Raw genomic sequence first — 16,559 nt, 5'->3', positions numbered from 1 at the left:
ACCATGGCGCTTCTCGAAATCGACCAGCTCCAGGTCCATTTCCGCACGCCCGACGGCATCAACCGCGCGGTGGACGGCGTCTCCTTCCATGTCGAGGCGGGGGAGACGCTGGCCATCGTCGGCGAGTCCGGCTGCGGCAAGTCCGTCACCGCCATGTCCATGCTGCGCCTGATCCCGGAACCGCCCGGCAAGATCGCCGGCGCCATCCGGCTGAACGGCAAGAACCTGCTTGAATTGTCGGACCGCGAGATGCGCCAGATCCGCGGCAACGACATCTCGATGATCTTCCAGGAGCCGATGACCAGCCTGAACCCGGTGCTGACCGTCGGGCGGCAGATCGGCGAGACGCTGCGGCTGCACCAGGGCATGTCCAAGGCCCAGGCGGAAGCGAAGGCGGTGGAGATGCTGACGCTGGTCGGCATCCCCGAGCCGGGGCGGCGCGTGCGCGAATATCCGCACCAGCTCTCCGGCGGCATGCGCCAGCGCGTGATGATCGCCATCGCGCTCGCCTGCAACCCGAAGCTGCTGATCGCGGACGAGCCGACAACCGCGCTCGACGTGACCATCCAGGCGCAGATCCTGGAGCTGATGCGCGACCTGAAGCACCGCGTCGGCGCCGCCATCGTGCTCATCACCCATGACCTCGGCGTGGTGGCCGAGGTCGCGGAGCGCGTGGTGGTCATGTACGCCGGCAAGAAGGTGGAGGAGGCGGCGATCGGGCCGCTGTTCCGCAATCCGCGGCATCCCTACACGCAGGGCCTGCTCGGCTCCATGCCGAAGCTCGGCTCCTCCCTGCATGGGGATGAGACGCGGCTGGCCGAGATCCCCGGCCTTGTGCCGAGCCTGAAGCAGAAGATCCCGGGCTGCGTCTTCGCCAGCCGCTGCCCGCATGCGACGGATCTCTGCCGCAGCGTCGCCCCGGCGCTGGAGCTGAAGGCGCCCAACCATGTGGCCGCCTGCCACTATGCCCCGCGCGAGGGAGCGATGGCCGCATGAGCACGCCTGTCCTGCAGGTCAACGACCTCAAGAAGCACTTCCCGCTGCGCGGCGGCCTGCTCGGCGGGACCACCGGCTATGTCTATGCGGTGGACGGCGTCTCCTTTGACATCGCGAAGGGCGAGACGCTGTCGCTGGTCGGCGAGTCCGGCTGCGGCAAGTCCACCGTCGGCAAGGCGGTGCTGCGGCTGTTCGACATCACCGCGGGCCAGGTGATCCTGGACGGGGAGCGGATCGACGACATGCCCTCCGGCACGCTGCGGCCGATGCGGCGCCGCATGCAGGTGGTGTTCCAGGACCCGTTCAGCTCGCTGAACCCCCGCATGCGCGTGCGCGACATCCTGGCCGAGCCGATCCGCAACTTCGGCCTGGCGAAGGACGGGGCGGAGCTAGAGGCCAAGGTCGCCGCGCTGATGGACAAGGTGCGGCTGCCGCGCGATGCGGTGAACCGCTGGCCGCACGAATTTTCGGGCGGCCAGCGCCAGCGCATCGGCATCGCCCGCGCGCTGGCGGCCGAGCCCGACATCATCATCTGCGACGAGGCGGTCAGCGCGCTCGATGTCTCGGTGAAGGCGCAGATCGTGAACCTGCTGCAGGACCTGCAGAAGGAGCTCGGCCTGGCGATGCTGTTCATCAGCCACGACCTGGCGATCGTGGAGCACATGACGCATCGCGTCGCGGTGATGTATCTCGGCAAGATCGTGGAGGTGGCGCCGAAGCGCAGCCTCTTCGCCGCGCCCAAGCACCCCTACACCGAGGCGCTGCTCTCCGCCGTGCCGGTGCCGGAGCCCGGCGCCGCGCGCGAAAGAATAATCCTGAAGGGCGACGTGCCGAGCCCGATCAACCCGCCCAAGGGCTGCCGCTTCCACACCCGCTGCCCCTACGCCTTCGACCGCTGCCGGACGGAGGAGCCGCCGCTGCGCGCCGTCGCCGATGCGCTGGGCGAGGGGCATGTCGCCGCCTGCCACCTGCACGACCTCTCGCCGGCGGAGAACCCGCTCTCCGGCTCGAAGGGCGCGGCGCTGCTGGCTGCGCAGTAGCCTCGCCCCTGACCCGGCGCTCGCCGGGCCGGCACCGTCACGAGATCGTGAGCGACCGCCATTTCAGTGGCGGTCCGATCGCGTCGCATCACACTCTCCCAATCGCAAGCTTTGCGATGCGGGAGGGTGCAATGCGTAAGCTTCTGTCGGCCTCGGTGCTCGCCGCGTGCCTCGCTGCGGCGAACGGGGCGCAGGCCGGCGCGCTGCTGTTCCGCACGACGCTCGGTCCGGAGGTGCCCGGCGCGACCGGTTCCGGTTCTGCCTGGGTGTGGCTCGACCCTGTGGCCAACACGCTGCGCATCCAGGCCGAGTTCAGCGGCCTGACCGGCAACACCACCGTGGCGCACATCCATTGCTGCACGACGATTCCGGGCACGGGCACGGTGGGCGTGGCGGTGACGCCGGGGACGCTCACCGGCTTCCCCACCGGCGTCACTTCCGGCAGCTATGACCGGACCTTCGCAACCGACGACACGGCGACTTACACCAGCGGCTTCCTGACGGGCGCCGGCGCCGGCACGACGGACGGGGCCGAGGCCGCGCTGATCGCCGGCATGCGTGCCGGCAAGGCCTACTTCAACATCCACTCCACTGCGTTCCCTCCCGGTGAGATCCGCGGCTTCCTCGCCGCCGTGCCGGAGCCCGCGGCGCTCGGCCTGTTCGGCCTCGGCCTCGCCGCGCTGTCGGCGCTGCGCCGGCGCACGGCGGCACCGTGAGCCTGGGCGCCCGCCCGCGCGCGGCTTGACGCGCGCGCGGGGCAGGGCGAGGCTTCCCCCGCGAAACGGCACCCCCAGATCAGGGGCGCCACAGGATTCGGGGAGAGGCGCGATGCCGCAGGTCACGCTGACGGTGAACGGCACGAAGCACACGGTCGAGGTCGAGGCGCGCACGCTGCTCGTGGAGCTGCTGCGGGAGAAGCTGCGCCTCACCGGCACGCATGTCGGCTGCGACACCAGCCAGTGCGGCGCCTGCGTGGTGCATATGGGCGGCGACAGCATCAAGGCCTGCACCATCCTCGCCGTGCAGTGCGAGGGCGCGGACGTCACCACGATCGAGGGCTTGGCCAAGGCCGATGGCACGCTGCACCCGATGCAGGAAGCCTTCCGCGAGTATCACGCCCTGCAGTGCGGCTTCTGCACGCCGGGCATGGTCATGTCGGCCATCGACCTGGTGAACAAGCACCCGGGCGGCCTCTCCGAGCAGGAGATCCGCGAGGGGCTGGAGGGGAACCTCTGCCGCTGCACCGGCTACCACAACATCGTCAAGGCGATCGCCGCGGCGGCCGATGTGATGCAGGGACGCCGCAGCGAACTGGCGCGCGCCGCCGAATAGCGGCGCCGGCGACGGGGGAGGGACAAGAACAATGAACGTCGTGGCGCCCTTCGAGGGCATCGGCGCATCCGTGCGCCGCAAGGAGGACCTGCGCTTCCTCTCGGGCCGCGGGCACTACACCGACGACATCAACCGCCCGGGCCAGGCGCACGCCTACATCCTGCGCAGCCCGCACGCCCATGCCGCGGTCAACGCGATCGAGACGGCGGCGGCAAAGGCCATGCCCGGCGTCGTCGCGATCTTCACCGGCGCGGACCTCGCCGCGATCGGGGGCCTGCCCTGCGGCTGGCAGATCCACAACAAGGACGGCTCGCCGATGGCCGAGCCGAAGCATCCCGTGCTCGCCGAGGGCAAGGTGCGCCATGTCGGCGATCCCGTCGCCGTGGTGATCGCGGAGACGCGCCAGCAGGCGCGCGACGCGGCCGAGGCGATCGTGGTGGACTACGCGCCGCTGCCCGCCGCCGCGACGATGCAGGCGGCGCTGGCATCCGGTGCGGCGCAGATCCATGAGGCCGCGCCGGGGAACCTCTGCTACGACTGGCACATCGGCGACAAGGCCGCGCAGGAAGCAGCCTTCGCCAAGGCGCACAAGGTCGTCACCTTCGAGACGACGAACAACCGGCTGGTGCCGAACGCGATGGAGCCCCGCGCGGCGGTCGGCGACTTCGATCCGCAGTCGGGCGATTACACCCTCTACACCACCAGCCAGAACCCGCATGTGATCCGGCTGCTGATGGGCGCCTTCGTGCTGAACATCCCGGAGGCGAAGCTGCGCGTGGTCGCGCCCGATGTCGGCGGCGGCTTCGGCAGCAAGATCTACCACTACGCCGAGGAGGCGATCGTCACCTGGGCCAGCGGCCGGGTGAAGCGCCCCGTGAAGTGGACCGCGGACCGCACCGAATCCTTCATGTCCGACGCGCATGGCCGCGACCATGTCTCGAAGGCCGAGCTGGCGGTGGACAAGGACGGCAAGATCCTCGGCCTCAAGGTCCACACCTACGCCAACATGGGTGCGTATCTCTCCACCTTTGCCCCATGTGTCCCGACCTATCTCTACGCCACGCTCCTCGCCGGGGTGTACACCACGCCGGTGATCTATGCGGAGGTGAAGGCCGTCTTCACCAACACCGTGCCGGTGGATGCCTATCGCGGCGCCGGCCGGCCGGAGGCGACCTATCTGCTCGAGCGGCTGATGGATGTCGCGGCCGCCGAGATCGGCATGGACCGCGTGGAGTTCCGCCGGAAGAACTTCATCCCCGTGGACGCCTTCCCGTACCAGACGCCGGTGGCGCTGCAGTACGACAGCGGCAACTACTTCGCGACGCTCGACGCCGCGCTGGAAGCCGCCGACTGGAAGGGCTTCGAGGCGCGGCGCGCCGCGGCGAAGGCCAAGGGCAAGCTGCGCGGCATCGGCATCTCCACCTATCTGGAGGCCTGCGGCATCGCGCCTTCCGCCGTTGTGGGCAGCCTCGGCGCGCGGGCGGGCCTCTACGAGGTCGGCACGATCCGCGTGCATCCGACGGGCAGCGTGACCGTGCTCACCGGCACGCACAGCCACGGCCAGGGGCATGAGACGACGCTGGCGCAGCTCGTCGCCGACCGGCTCGGCGTGCCGATCGCCAATGTGGACATCGTGCATGGCGACACGGCCAAGGTGCCCTTCGGCATGGGCACCTACGGCTCGCGGTCGCTCGCGGTCGGCGGCTCGGCCATGTTCAAGGCGATGGACAAGATCATCGCCAAGGGCAAGCGCATCGCCGCCCACCTGATGGAAGCGAGCGTCGAGGACGTGGAGTTCGACCGCGGCACCTTCCGCGTGGCCGGCACGGACAAGACGAAGTCGCTGACCGACATCAGCCTCGCGGCCTACGTCCCGCACAACTATCCGATCGAGGAGATCGAGCCGGGGCTCGAGGAGACGGCCTTCTACGATCCGAAGAACTTCACCTATCCCGGCGGCTGCCACATCGCCGAGGTCGAGATCGACCCGGAGACGGGCAAGGTGTCGATGGTGAACTTCACCGCCGTGGACGATGTCGGGCGCGTCATCAACCCGATGATCGTGGAGGGCCAGGTGCAGGGCGGCGTAGCGCAGGGCATCGGCCAGGCGCTGCTGGAAAGCGCGATCTACGACGCGGAGGGGCAGCTGATCAGCGGCAGCATGATGGACTACACCATGCCGCGCGCGGACGATCTTGCGCCGGTCAGCGTCGCGACCCACACCACGCTCTGCACGCACAACCCGCTCGGCGTGAAGGGCTGCGGCGAGGTCGGCGCCATCGGCTCGCCGCCCGCGGTGATGAACGCCGTGGTGGACGCGCTGAAGGATTTCGGCGTGCGTCACATCGAGATGCCGGCCACGCCGGCGAAGATCTGGAACATCATCCACGCCCGCAAGGCGGCGGAGTAGGAGACCGGGCCATGTATGACTTCAGCTACCACAAGCCGTCCTCGGTCGCCGATGCGGTGAAGCTGCTGGCGGCGGACCCCGATGCGCGCGCGATCTCCGGCGGGATGACGCTGCTGCCCGCGCTGAAGCTGCGCCTCAACAAGCCGACCTCGGTGGTGGACCTCTCCGGCATCGCGGAGCTCCGCGGCGTGAAGCGCGAGGGCAACACGATCGTCGTCGGCGCGCTGACGAAGCACTACGAGATCGCGACCAATGCCGACATCAAGGCGGCGATCCCCGCGCTCGCCTGGATGGCCAGCACCATCGGCGACACCCAGGTGCGCAACCGCGGCACCATGGGCGGCTCGGTCGCCAACAACGACCCCTCGGCGGATTATCCGGCGGCGCTGCTCGCGCTGGGTGCGACCATCCAGACCAACAAGCGCAAGATCAGCGCCGACGACTTCTTCCAGGGCATGTTCGCCACGGCGCTGGAGACCGGCGAGATCGTCACCGCCATCCACATCCCGGTGCCGGAGAAGGCGGGCTACGCCAAGATGAAGAACCCGGCCAGCCGCTACTCCATGGCCGGCGTGTTCGTCGCCAAGGGGCCGGCGGGCGTGCGGGTCGGCGTGAACGGGGCAGGGGCCAACGGTGCCTTCCGTGCCACCGAGATGGAGAAGGCGCTGTCGGCCAACTGGTCGCCCGATGCGGTGGCCGGCGTGAAGATGGACGCCGGCATGATGAACGGGGACATCCACGGCAGCGCCGAGTATCGCGCGCATCTGGTGACCGTCATGGCGAAGCGGGCCGTCGCCAACGCGGGCTGACGCGCCGCGCAGCCGCCCGGGCGCCGGCTATGCCGGCGCCCTTTTCATGTACCCGCTGATGTATCCGATTGCCTGCCGCTCGCGCAGCGTGCATGACGTATGCACCTTGCGCCGCAGCAGCCCGCTCGGGGTGCCGACCGGCGCCACCTCGAAGCGGAGCCATGCCGGACACCGGGACTGCGGCGGAACGCCGAGCCTCTCCCGACCTGACCGCGCCCCGGGCGCCGCGGAACCGGCGTTTCTCCCTGCTCGGCCCGGCCGGCGGCCGCCTCGCGGTGCTCGTCGCGGCGGTCCTGCTGCTGCTGAGCACCGTCTTCGTCTCGATCACCTGGCAGGACCATGTCGCCACGCTTGAGGATGGCTGGGCCGCGGCCGAGCGCGCCGCGCTGGGCGCGGCGGAGCATGCCGGCCGCGGGCTGAGCGCCGCGCGGCTGGTGACCGACCGCGTGGCGGAGGCGGTCCAGCGCGACGGCGCGGAGGTGTTCCGCGGTGCCGGCCAGGCCGAACTCACGGCGATGCTGCGGGAGGTGCCGCAGATCGGTGCCGTCCTCGTCACGGGGCCCGAGGGCCGCGTCCTCGCCAGCAGCCTGGACCCCGATCCCGCGCCCCGCACGCTGACGCACCGCGGCTATGAGGAGGCGCTGCGCCAGGGCGCCGACAGCGCCTTGGGCCCGATGCGGCTCGATCACGCCTCCCCCATCTGGTTCTTCAGCTTCGCGCGGGCCGTGCGCGGCCCGACCGGGGATCTGCGCGCGGTCGTGCTGGCGGCCATGCATGCCGACGAGTTCCAGCGCTTCCAGCGCGGCCTTGGGCTCGGCGCCGGCGGACGGGTCGGGCTGTTCCGGCTGCCCGACGGCGCGCCGCTGATGCTCTCGCCGCTGCCGCAGGCGGCCGACGCGGCAGGGCTGCCGCGGGGAAGCCAGTTGACGCCCCCGCCCGAGGCGCTGCGCGCCGCGGCGACGACGCAGTTCCGGGATGGCCGCTTCGAATGGGCCGGGCCCGGCGGGCAGCGCCATCTCGTCGCCTGGCGGCTGGCCAGCCCCGGGCCGCCGCTGATCGCCGCGGCCGGCATGCCGCGCAGCGTCGCGCTCGCGCCCTTCAATGCGCGCGTGCTGCGCAACGCGCTGCTCTTCGCGCTGGCCGGCGTGGTGGTGCTCGCGCTGGCCGGCGCAGTCGCGACGGCGCTGGCGCGCGGCGTTCGCCTTAGGCTTTCGGCGGAGGCGGGCCAGCGCGAGCTGGCCGCGGTGCTGGAGGCCACCGGCGACGGCGTGCTCGCACTCGACGCCACCTGGCGGATCAGCTTCGTCAACCGGCGCGCCGCCGCCGCGCTGGCCGCCGGGCGCGAGCTGCGCGGCCTGGTCTTCTGGGACGCCTTCCCCGAGGCGTCGGGCACGCCGTTCGCCGCCGCCTATCGCCGCACCATGGAGCAGCGCCTGCCCTCCGTGGTCGAGGCGGCCTGGCCCGCCATCGGCCGCCGGTTCCGCGCCGAGAGCCACCCGCGCGAGGACGGGGGCGTCGTCGTCTTCTTCCGCGACGTGACGCAGGAGCGCGAGGCGGCCGCGCGCGTGGCGGAGAGCGAGGCGCGGTTCCGCGCCATGGCCGACAACATCCCCCAGCTCGCCTGGATGGCGCGGCCGGATGGCTGGATCTTCTGGTTCAACCGCCGCTGGTTCGACTACACCGGCACGACGCTGGCCGAGATGGAGGGCCAGGGCTGGCGCAACGTCCACCATCCCGACCATGTCGAGCATGTGGTCGCGCGCCTCTCCCGCGCCTGGGAAGGCGGCCATCCCTGGGAGGACACCTTCCCGCTGCGCGCCAAGGATGGCGGCTATCGCTGGTTCCTCTCCCGCGCCATGCCGGTGCGGGACGGGGAAGGGCAGATCGCGCTCTGGTTCGGCACCCATACCGACGTGACGGAGCAGCGCGCCGCGCAGGCGGCGCTTCGGGAAAGCGAGGCGCATCTGCGCCGCGTGCTCGACAACCTCTTCGTCTTCGTCGCGGTGCTGTCGCCCTCGGGCAGGCTGCAGGAGGTGAACCGCACGCCGCTGGAGGCCGCGGCGCTGACGCTGCCCGATGTGCGGGGCAGGCCCTTCTGGGACTGTTTCTGGTGGTCGCACGACCCGGCGGTGCAGGCGCGGCTGCGCGAGGCCTGCGAGCGTGCGGCCGCCGGCGAGGCCTTGCGCTTCGACATCGAGCTGCGCATGGCGGGCGACAGGCGCCGGATGGCGGATTTCCAGATCGCGCCGCTGCGCGACGCCGCGGGGCGTGTGACGCATCTCGTGCCCTCGGCCACCGACATCACCAAGCGCCACGAGGCCGAGGCGGCGCTGGCCGAGAGCGAGGCGCGCTTCCGCCTGGCGCAGGAAGCGGCCGAGATCGGCGTGTTCGAGCGCGTGCTGCCGGGCCTCGACGCCCACTGGTCGCCCACCATGTTCCGCCTCTACGGCCTCGATCCCGCGGGACGCAGCCCCTGGATAGGGGAGGAGGAGCACCTCGCGCTGCTGCACCCCGAGGATCGTGAGCTGCATCGCGCGCGCCGGGAGGCGATGCGCGGCGATCCGTCGCAGAGCCGCTTCGCCTTCGAGTTCCGCATCTGCCGCGCCGACTCGGGCGAGGTGCGCTGGATCGCGACGCGCGGCGAGGTGGTGAGGGACGCCGCGGGCCGGCCGATGGTGATCCGCGGCGTCAACTACGACGTTACGGAACGGCGGCGGGCGGAGGAGCGGCAGCTGCTGCTGGCGCGGGAAGTGGACCACCGCGCCAAGAACGCGCTGGCCGTGGTGCAGGCGATCGTCGGGCTCACGCGTCACAGCGACCCCGAGCAGTTCCGCGCCGCCGTCACCGGCCGCATCGCGGCGATGGCACGCGCGCACACGCTGCTGGCCCGCGAAGGCTGGGGCAGCGCGGAGCTGCGCGAGCTGATCGAGGCGGAGGTCGCGCCGCACAGCAGCGCCATGCAGGACGGGATGGAGCGCGTGGCGATCTCCGGCCCGTCGGTGGCGCTGGCCCCCGGCGCCGCGCAGCCGCTGGCCATGGCGCTGCACGAGCTGGCGACCAATGCGGCGAAATACGGTGCCCTCACCAGCCCGGCCGGGCGGGTCCGCGTCGCCTGGGCCGCCACGGAGGATGGCGGCCTCGCGCTGCGCTGGATCGAGGAGGGCGGGCCCGAACTGGAAGGCCCGCCGCAGCGCCGCGGCTTCGGCTCGTCGGTGATCCGCAACACGGTGGAGCGCCAGCTCGGCGGGCGGGTCCGCTTCGACTGGCCGCGCGGCGGCCTGGATCTCACGCTGTCGCTGCCCGCGGCCCAGCTCCGGTGGCCGCAGGCGACGCCGCGCGAGGCGCGACCGGAGCCGTAGCGGCGGGGCCGCTGGCGCGGGTGCGCCGCGTCCTCCCTCTGCAGCCTGGCCAGCTACGGCGCTGTGGCCGGGTTCAGCGCCCGGCCACAGCGGCCCTGAGCAGCACATCCGCACGCTCGGCCAGCATCCCCGCATCGATCGGCTTGCGCAGAAGCGAGAAGCGCCCGCTGATGGCGCCGCCGACGGCGAGCTCGGCCATGTCGGTGGCGAAGCCGGTCAGCAGGATGGCCGGCAGGTCCGGCCGCCGTCGCTGCGCCTCCCGGATGAGCGCGAGGCCATCGAGGCCAGGCATCGAGAGATCCGTGACCAGGATGTCCACGGCCTCGCCCGCATCGAGCAGCTCGAGGGCCTCCGCGCTGCTGCCGACCGAGTGGACGACGAAGCCGGCCGCCTCCAGGGCTTCCGCGGTGAGCGCGCGGACGAGCGCTTCGTCGTCGACGAGGAGGAGCCGGCGCCGCGCGTCGGCCTGGGGGCGCGGCTCCGCGACATGCGGCGCGGGGGCGACGGGCTCGCTGGGGGCGACCGGCAGCCAGAGCCGCACCGTGGTGCCGAAGCCCGGCGCGCTCTCGATGGTCAGCGCGCCGGCGCTTTGCTCGGCGAAGCCGCGCGCCATGGCGAGCCCGAGGCCGGTCCCCTGTCCGCGCGGCTTGGTGGTGAAGAACGGCTCGGTCGCGCGGGCGAGGGTGGGCGCGTCCATGCCAACCCCGGTGTCGGCGATCGAGAGCCGGACATAGGCACCCGCCTTGAGGCCGGCGGCACCGGCGGCGGCTCCGTTCCCGTTCGCGACCGCCTCATGGATGGCGGACAGGGTCAGCACGCCGGCGCCGCCCATGGCGTCCCGCGCATTCGCGGCGAGGTTCACCAGCACCGTCTCGAGCTGCCCCCTGTCCGCGAGCAGCGCCGGGACGTTTGGCGCCACCTGCACGCGCACCTCGATGCCGCTGCCGAGCGTGTGCCGGAGGATCTCGCGCATCGCTGTGAGCAGGTCGGCGACATCGACCGGCTCGGCGCGCAGGTCCGCGCGCCGGGCGAAGGTGAGCAGGCGGCGTGTCACGGCGGCCCCCCTGGAGGCCGCGTCCACGACCATCAACGCCAGCCGGCGCACCCGGCCCGGATCCGCGGCGTCGCTCGCGATGAGGCGGGCCCCGCCCTGGACGGCCTGCAGGACGTTGTTGAAGTCGTGTGCGATGCCGCCGGCAAGCTGGCCAAGCGCTTCCATGCGCTGGGCCTGCGCAAGCCGGGCCTGCGCCTCCTCGCGCGCCGCCACCTCCGCCTCGACGCGGGCGCGGAGCTCATCGTTCAGCCGCCGCAACTCCGTCTGCGCACGATCGCGCTCCGTGGTGGAAGCGCGCAGCCTTGCGTCCGCCTCGGCGAGCGACGCAGAGACCTGGTTGAGCTCGCGGATCGACGTCCGCACCCCCGACAAGGTGGCCTTGTGGCCGACCTGCTCGGCCATGCGGCTCAGCGCGCCTATCGAGCGTGCGAGCCGCCGGCCGACGAACAACGCGGCGCCCACCGACAGGCCGATCGCGAGCAGCCCCGCCGCGCCGAAGTAGAAGGCCGAGCGTTGCATCGGCGCGCGAAGGTCGGATTCCGGCACGCCGATGGCCACGCGCCAGCCCCAGTGTGGCATGCGGACGAAGGCGCCCCAGACCGGCACGCCAGCCACGTTCACCGTGCGCACGCTGCCTTCGTCCGCCGCGGCATTCCGACGGAGGGCCTCGTTCGCAAGGCTTCCGACGAAGCGGTCATGCTCGGGGAAGCGCGCGACGATCCTGTCCTGCCGGTCGATGATCGAGACCGACCAACCCGGCGGCAGCCTGTGCCGCGAGAGCAGCGAAGCCAGGTGCTGCGCCCGGACGCCGATGTTGACGGCACGCTCGATCTCCCCCTCCCGCAGCACCGGCACGTCGAGAAGGATGTAGGGCTGCCGGTCGGTGGTGCCGGTGTAGAGGTCGGACACACAGCTCGACCGGGTGCGGAAGACGCAGGCGTCGGCCGCGAGGACCGCCGGGGCCGCGGTGACCGGCAGGGGCGTGCCGAAGGGAAAGAGCGTGTTGATCAACTGCTGTCCGGAACGGTCGCGCATGACGATGGCGCCGCCGGCCGGTGCGACCTGCACCGCCTGCTCGTGGAACCGCCGGAGGTCGCCATCCTCGAGCGCCGGCGACGTCGCCAGGGCGCGGAGGGTCCCGCCGAAGCTCGCGAGTTCGCGGTCGAGCTCGAGCGCAAGGTTGCGCGCCACGATCAGGGTCTGCTGCTGGTAGTCGTCGCGTGCCTGTTGGACCGAGGTCCAGGCAATCCAGCCGAGCAGGCCCCAGAGCGGGAGAACCATGCAGAGGGCAAAGAGCGCGAGATGGGTCCATACCGGACGCGACCGCGATGCGGGACGCCCGGGGATATGCTCCGCGGAACCTTCTGCGACCGGTTTGTCGACCGTGCGGGGCATGGTCCACCCTACTGGCGAGGAGCGGCCCGATCCATTCAACGGGTCCGTTCCTCTCTTTCACCGTCGCGTGATGTTTGCCGTGCTCCGCGACGTGGGGGCAGATGACCCGGTCAGCCTTGTCCGCACGCGCCCCGGTCATTCGCCGGCGCGGCGATCGTCATGGGCGCGGCGGGAGTGCCCGCGCTGCCCTGCCCGGTCGCGCATGCTTCGCAGGGCGCAATCAGCAGCGCGTGGTCAGTGGCGTTCGTAGATGAGGCGGGCGCGCACCGTGCCGGGCAGGGCGCGCAGCTCCGCCAGGATGGCCTCGGCTTCCTGCCGTGCCTCGACGCTCTCGACCACGACGTAGCCGAGCTCGGAATCGGTCTGGTAGTACTGGGCCGCGATGTTCAGCCCGCGCCGGCCGAAGCTCTCGTTGATGCGGGAGAGGATGCCGGGCGCGTCGCGGTGCAGATGCGTCCAGCGCGCGCCGGTCGGGCGCGGCGGCAGCTGCACGTTGGGCAGGTTCACCGAGCCCATGGTGGCGCCGGTGTCGCTGTATTCCACCAGCTTGCGCGCCACCTCCATGCCGATGCGGTCCTGCGCCTCGGCCGTGCTGCCGCCGATATGCGGGGTCAGGATGGTGTTCGGCAGCCCCTGCAGCGGGGAGACGAAGGGATCGCCGTTGCGCTTCGGCTCCTCGGGGAAGACGTCCACCGCGGCGCCGAGGATGCGCCGGTCGCGCAGCGCCGCGGCCAGCGCGTCCACATCCACCACCGTGCCGCGGGCATTGTTGATGAAGACCGCGCTCGACTTCATCTGCGCAAGCTCGGCCGCGCCGATCATGCCGATGGTCTCCGGCGTCTCCGGCACATGCACCGTCACGACGTCCGACAGGCGCAGCAGCTCGCCGAGGCTCGCCGCCTGGTGGGCGTTGCCATGCGGCAGCTTGGCGGTGTGGTCGTAGTAGATCACCCGCATGCCGAACGCCTCGGCCAGCACCGAAAGCTGGCTGCCGATGTTGCCGTAGCCGACGATGCCGAGCGTCTTGCCGCGCATCTCCCAGGAATTCGCCGCCGACTTGTCCCAGCCCCCCTGATGGGCGGCGTTGGACTTGTCCACGATGCCGCGCAACAGCATCACCGCCTCGGCCAGCGTCAGCTCCGCCACGCTGCGGGTGTTGGAGAAGGGGGCGTTGAAGACGGCCACGCCGCGCCGCGCCGCCGCCTGCAGCGCCACCTGGTTGGTGCCGATGCAGAAGCAGCCGATGGCGATCAGCCGGTCGGCGGCCTCCAGCACCTCCTCCGTCACCTCGGTGCGGGAGCGGATGCCGAGGATGTGGACGCCCTTCACCGCCTCGATCAGCGCCCTGCCTTCCAGGGCGCGCTTCTCGCGCTGCACGGTCGCGTAGTCGGCGCCGGCGAAGAGCTCGACCGCGCTGTCCGCGATGCCTTCCAGCAGCAGGATGCGGATGCGGTCCTTGGGGAGGGAGATGCGGTCGGTCATGTCGGGGCCGGTGCGGGGAGGCGGCGTCTTTGCCCGCGCGCCGAGGTCCGGGCAAGTGCGGTGCGTCACGCAGGTGGTTGAATGGCACCGGCTTCACATTACGTCTATGTCATGCGCAGCGAATCCACCGCCGACCAGTGGGCGACATGACGGCCGTTTCGGATGTCTCGGTCGGCGCGCTTGCGGACCGCTTCGGCGTGGCCGCTTCGGGCGCGCTGCTGCTGCTGCTCTCCATTCCCGCCTTCCTGCCCATCCCGCTGCCGACCGGCATCCCCGCCGGCATCGCCGTCGCACTGCTCGGTGCGCAGCTCGCGCTGGGGCGGCCCCGTCCCTGGCTGCCGGGCTGGCTGCGCCGCTTCACGCTGCGGCGCGATCAGGTGGCGCAGGGGCTCGGCAGGCTGTTCGGCGTGCTCCGCCGCTGCGGCCTGCGGCTGCGCCGCCGCCTGCCCGGCGCGGTCGGCGCCGATGGCGCGCCGCGCCCGCTGCCGGGGGCGGTGCTCGTTGCCTGCGGCATCGTGATCGTGCTGCCGATCCCCTTCGGCAACCAGCTGCCCAGCCTGGCCGTGGCCGCGATCGGGCTCGGCATGCTGCGCCGCGACGGGCTTTTCGTGCTGGCGGGCTATGGCTTCGCGGCTGCCGCCCTGGCATGGACGGCGGTGCTGTTGGTCGCCGGCACCAGCATCGTCGCACCCCTGCTGCCCGCCTGAGGCGGTGCTAGGGCGCAAACCCATCCGGCGGCGAAGTGGGAGCCAGACCTTGCGCGTGGACACCGTGGTCTTCGATGTCGGCAACGTGCTGATCCAGTGGAATCCCCGCCACCTCTATCGGAAGCTCTTTGCCAGCGAGGCGGAGGTCGAGGCGTTCCTGGCGGAGATCTGCACCGACGCCTGGAACCTCGAGCAGGATCGCGGCCGGAGCTGGGCCGAGGCCGTCGCAGAGCGCATCGCCCTCTTTCCCCGGCACGAGGCGCTGATCCGCGCCTTCTCCGACCGCTGGCACGAGATGGTGCCCGGCGAGGTGCCGGGCAGCGCCGCGATCCTGGAAGCGCTGCGGGACGGCGGCGTGCCGCTCTATGCCATCACCAACTTCTCGGCCGAGAAATATGCCGAGGCGCGCGAGCGCTTCCCCCTGCTGCGCGGCTTCCGGGACACGGTGGTCAGCGCGCATGAGCGCATGGTGAAGCCCGATCCCGCGATCTACCGCCTGCTGCTCGACCGCAACGGGCTCGAGGCCGCGCGCTGCCTCTTCGTGGACGACAGCGCGGCGAATGTGCGCGGCGCGCAGGAGGTGGGAATGCGCGCCCATCATTTCCGCGACGCGGCAGGTCTGGCAGCCGAGCTTCGTGCCCTGGGGCTGCCGGCCGGCGCCGCCGCCTGACGGCGTTCGGCGCGCCTACCGGTTCGCCAGCTCCGCCAGCACCGCCGCCAGCACCCGCGTGCCGGCGCCGAGCTGCTCCGGGGAGCTGTACTCGCTCGGGTGGTGGGAGACGCCGCCGCGGCAGGGCACGAAGATCATCCCCGAAGGGCAGACCTGGGCCAGGAACTGCGCGTCGTGGAAGGCGCCCGAGGCCATCCGCCGCACGCCGAGCCCGAGGCCGCGCGCCGCCTGCTCCACCAGCCCCGGCACCAGCGGGTCGAAGCGTGAGGGCAGGGCGTGGAAGCGCTCGGTCACCGTCGCGGCGCAGGTGGTCATGGCGGCCTGGACGGTGCGTTCGATCGCGTCGCCCTTGGCCAGCAGCACGTCCTTGTCCGGGTGCCGGAGGTCGATGGTGAAGCGCGCGCGCTCCGCCACGGAGTTCGAGCTGTTCGGCGAGACCTCGATCCGGCCCACGGTGAAGCGCAGCACGTCATCCGGGTCGTGGGTGAGCTCGTTCAGCGCGGCGATGGCGCGCAGCATGTCCTGCACCGCGTCCTTGCGCAGCCGGAGCGGCGCGGTGCCGGCATGGTCGGACTTGCCGACGACCTCCACCAGGAACCAGCGGCTGCCCTGGATGCCCTCGACCGCGCCGATGTCGAGGCCGGCGGATTCGAGCAGCGGGCCCTGCTCGATATGCGCCTCGACATAGGCGAAGGGGGCGGGGCCATCCACCACGCCGAGGCCGCGACGCGGGATGTCCGATTCCAGCGAAAGCTGCTTCGCCAGCTCCGCGCCGAAGGTGAGGCCCTCGCCATCGGCCACGGCGTCCCAGGTGTCGGCCGGCTTGAAGCCGGCATAGGCCATGGAGCCCATGCAGCCCGGCGCGAAGCGGCCGCCTTCCTCGTTGGTCCAGGCCACCACCTCGATGGGGCGGCGCGTCGTGATGCCAGCCCCGCGCAGCGCCTGCACCGCCTCCAGCCCCGCGATCACGCCCCAGATGCCGTCGAAGCGCCCGCCATTGGGCTGGCTGTCCATGTGGCTGCCGGTCAGCACCGGCGGCAGGCCGGGCTCCGTCCCTTCATGCCGCAGGAACAGGTTGGCCAGCCGGTCCACCGAGACCGTCAGCCCCGCCGCCTGCGCCCAGCCGATCAGCAGCCGCCGCGATTCGCGGTCGAGTTCGGTCAGGCAGGCGCGGTTCACGCCGTCGCCCGGGATGGCGCCGAGCGCGGCCATCCGCATCAGCCTGTCCCATTGCCGCGCCTGGTCCACCGCCGCGGCGGCGCGCGTCTGAACTTCGCCCGTCATGCCTCTCTCCCCAGCGGCGCC

General features: G+C 71.8%; 12 protein-coding genes. 9 read left to right on the top strand and 3 right to left on the bottom strand.

The window, feature by feature from the left end:
• Positions 1-3: 3 nt before the first annotated feature.
• The 7 genes from DFH01_RS16110 to DFH01_RS16080 all read left to right on the top strand — a co-directional run bounded on the left by DFH01_RS16110 (position 4) and on the right by DFH01_RS16080 (position 9,946).
• On the top strand, positions 4-996 hold the full coding sequence (locus DFH01_RS16110; protein WP_109871455.1) for an ABC transporter ATP-binding protein: 993 nt from the start codon (positions 4-6) through the stop codon (positions 994-996).
• The gene (locus DFH01_RS16105; protein ID WP_109871454.1) at positions 993-2,036 is read left to right on the top strand and encodes an ABC transporter ATP-binding protein; all 1,044 of its coding nucleotides are present in this window, start codon (positions 993-995) and stop codon (positions 2,034-2,036) included. The genes DFH01_RS16110 and DFH01_RS16105 overlap by 4 nt, the downstream gene beginning before the upstream one ends.
• Before the next feature lie 131 nt (positions 2,037-2,167).
• Positions 2,168-2,752 carry a CHRD domain-containing protein gene (locus tag DFH01_RS16100; protein ID WP_109871453.1) on the top strand — a complete coding sequence of 195 codons (585 nt, stop codon included), beginning with the start codon at positions 2,168-2,170 and terminating at the stop codon, positions 2,750-2,752.
• Positions 2,753-2,864: 112 nt separating this feature from the next.
• Positions 2,865-3,368 (top strand): (2Fe-2S)-binding protein, encoded by a 504-nt coding sequence (locus DFH01_RS16095; protein WP_109871452.1) that lies wholly within the window; start codon positions 2,865-2,867, stop codon positions 3,366-3,368.
• 31 nt (positions 3,369-3,399) lie between these two features.
• Positions 3,400-5,778 (top strand): xanthine dehydrogenase family protein molybdopterin-binding subunit, encoded by a 2,379-nt coding sequence (locus DFH01_RS16090; protein ID WP_109871451.1) that lies wholly within the window; start codon positions 3,400-3,402, stop codon positions 5,776-5,778.
• A gap of 11 nt (positions 5,779-5,789) precedes the next feature.
• Positions 5,790-6,587: an FAD binding domain-containing protein gene (locus DFH01_RS16085; protein ID WP_109871450.1), complete on the top strand. Its 798-nt coding sequence runs from the start codon at positions 5,790-5,792 to the stop codon at positions 6,585-6,587.
• Between the two features lie 161 nt (positions 6,588-6,748).
• A complete protein-coding gene (locus DFH01_RS16080) occupies positions 6,749-9,946 on the top strand; it encodes a PAS domain S-box protein (protein ID WP_109871449.1) in 3,198 nt (1,065 codons plus the stop codon).
• A 73-nt stretch (positions 9,947-10,019) separates the two neighbouring features.
• On the opposite strand, the gene DFH01_RS16075 is transcribed toward DFH01_RS16080, so the two are convergent.
• Together DFH01_RS16075 and serA are read right to left on the bottom strand one after the other, a co-directional pair.
• Positions 10,020-12,281, bottom strand: coding sequence for a response regulator (locus DFH01_RS16075; protein WP_109871448.1), 2,262 nt, complete (start codon positions 12,279-12,281; stop codon positions 10,020-10,022).
• Between the two features lie 348 nt (positions 12,282-12,629).
• Positions 12,630-13,877 (bottom strand): phosphoglycerate dehydrogenase, encoded by a 1,248-nt coding sequence (gene serA / locus DFH01_RS16070; RefSeq protein WP_109871447.1) that lies wholly within the window; start codon positions 13,875-13,877, stop codon positions 12,630-12,632.
• Between the two features lie 146 nt (positions 13,878-14,023).
• Here serA and DFH01_RS16065 point away from each other — a divergent pair, with 146 nt between their 5' ends.
• Together DFH01_RS16065 and DFH01_RS16060 are read left to right on the top strand one after the other, a co-directional pair.
• Positions 14,024-14,584 carry an exopolysaccharide biosynthesis protein gene (locus tag DFH01_RS16065; protein ID WP_109871446.1) on the top strand — a complete coding sequence of 187 codons (561 nt, stop codon included), beginning with the start codon at positions 14,024-14,026 and terminating at the stop codon, positions 14,582-14,584.
• Between the two features lie 55 nt (positions 14,585-14,639).
• Positions 14,640-15,254, top strand: coding sequence for an HAD family hydrolase (locus DFH01_RS16060; protein ID WP_233256146.1), 615 nt, complete (start codon positions 14,640-14,642; stop codon positions 15,252-15,254).
• 15 nt (positions 15,255-15,269) lie between these two features.
• Here DFH01_RS16060 and DFH01_RS16055 read toward each other — a convergent pair whose 3' ends face one another.
• Positions 15,270-16,538 carry a M20 family metallo-hydrolase gene (locus DFH01_RS16055; RefSeq protein WP_109871444.1) on the bottom strand — a complete coding sequence of 423 codons (1,269 nt, stop codon included), beginning with the start codon at positions 16,536-16,538 and terminating at the stop codon, positions 15,270-15,272.
• Positions 16,539-16,559: the final 21 nt, after the last annotated feature.

The sequence above is a fragment of the Falsiroseomonas bella genome (genome assembly GCF_003173615.1).
In the GTDB taxonomy this organism is placed as follows: Bacteria; Pseudomonadota; Alphaproteobacteria; order Acetobacterales; family Acetobacteraceae; genus Falsiroseomonas; species Falsiroseomonas bella.
This window is presented reverse-complemented; position numbering and strand designations above follow the sequence as displayed.

Coding starts and splice junctions, on each gene's coding strand:
- DFH01_RS16105 (WP_109871454.1), top strand. CDS start 993: ATGAGCACGCCTGTCCTGCAGGTCAACGACCTCAAGAAGCACTTCCCG.
- DFH01_RS16110 (WP_109871455.1), top strand. CDS start 4: ATGGCGCTTCTCGAAATCGACCAGCTCCAGGTCCATTTCCGCACGCCC.
- DFH01_RS16080 (WP_109871449.1), top strand. CDS start 6,749: ATGCCGGACACCGGGACTGCGGCGGAACGCCGAGCCTCTCCCGACCTG.
- serA (WP_109871447.1), bottom strand. CDS start 13,877: ATGACCGACCGCATCTCCCTCCCCAAGGACCGCATCCGCATCCTGCTG.
- DFH01_RS16065 (WP_109871446.1), top strand. CDS start 14,024: ATGACGGCCGTTTCGGATGTCTCGGTCGGCGCGCTTGCGGACCGCTTC.
- DFH01_RS16100 (WP_109871453.1), top strand. CDS start 2,168: ATGCGTAAGCTTCTGTCGGCCTCGGTGCTCGCCGCGTGCCTCGCTGCG.
- DFH01_RS16085 (WP_109871450.1), top strand. CDS start 5,790: ATGTATGACTTCAGCTACCACAAGCCGTCCTCGGTCGCCGATGCGGTG.
- DFH01_RS16075 (WP_109871448.1), bottom strand. CDS start 12,281: ATGGTTCTCCCGCTCTGGGGCCTGCTCGGCTGGATTGCCTGGACCTCG.
- DFH01_RS16090 (WP_109871451.1), top strand. CDS start 3,400: ATGAACGTCGTGGCGCCCTTCGAGGGCATCGGCGCATCCGTGCGCCGC.
- DFH01_RS16055 (WP_109871444.1), bottom strand. CDS start 16,538: ATGACGGGCGAAGTTCAGACGCGCGCCGCCGCGGCGGTGGACCAGGCG.
- DFH01_RS16095 (WP_109871452.1), top strand. CDS start 2,865: ATGCCGCAGGTCACGCTGACGGTGAACGGCACGAAGCACACGGTCGAG.